Below are 675 nucleotides of genomic sequence, written 5' to 3'. Positions count from 1 at the left end.
ATGACCTTCAGCACCCGCTCCTTCGGCCGCAGCCGCGCACAGAGGTCGATCACGCACAGGTAGATGGCGATCGCCGCCCCCACGGTGGGAAGCGAGACGTAGTGCACCGGGAGAAGCGTGCGCAGCCAGACGAAGTCGGGAGCGACGTTGAACAACCAGATGTCGAGCGCGACCAGGGCGACCGCGGTCCCGCCGGCCCAGAGCCAGCGGCGGCCCTCGGTGCGGGGCTCACGCCAGGCGTACCCGGCGACGAAGAGACCGACGTACGGGATCCACAGCGTGATCGCCGTGTCCGTGCGGGTGCGCGGGAAGCCCAGCTGGGTCGCGACCAGCGGCAGCACCAGCAACGCCGCGCCCCACAGGCAGGCCACGACGGCGGTGACCTGCGCGCGGCGCGCGTTCCCGTCGCGCAGGAAGGCCGCGATCACGGGGGCGACGACGTACAGGCCCAGGATCAGCCACAGGAAGTACAGCGCCGTGTAGACCTTGCCGTCGATGAAGTTCACCGCGACGGTCTCCGGGACCAGGTCCGCGCGCAGGATCCAGTCGCGGACGACGACGAGGTAGACCAGGTGCCACACGACCACGGCGGGCAGCAGGCGCACCGCCCGCTTCCTCAGGAAGGTTCCGGGGCCGGCGGCATGGGCCTTCGGCGCGAGCAGCAGGGCGCCGCTC

1 protein-coding gene is annotated in these 675 nt (G+C 71.3%); it reads right to left on the bottom strand.

The features are described 5' to 3' along the window. Positions 1–675, bottom strand: a 675-nt coding sequence (locus ACOADB_RS20830; RefSeq protein WP_378602972.1) for an acyltransferase, incomplete at both ends; no start/stop codon positions are given.

The sequence above is a fragment of the Nocardioides sp. CPCC 206348 genome (assembly GCF_048654705.1).
Lineage (GTDB): Bacteria > Actinomycetota > Actinomycetes > Propionibacteriales > Nocardioidaceae > Nocardioides.
The sequence above is the reverse complement of the archived record's forward strand: the minus strand, read 5'-3'. Positions and strand labels throughout refer to the sequence as shown.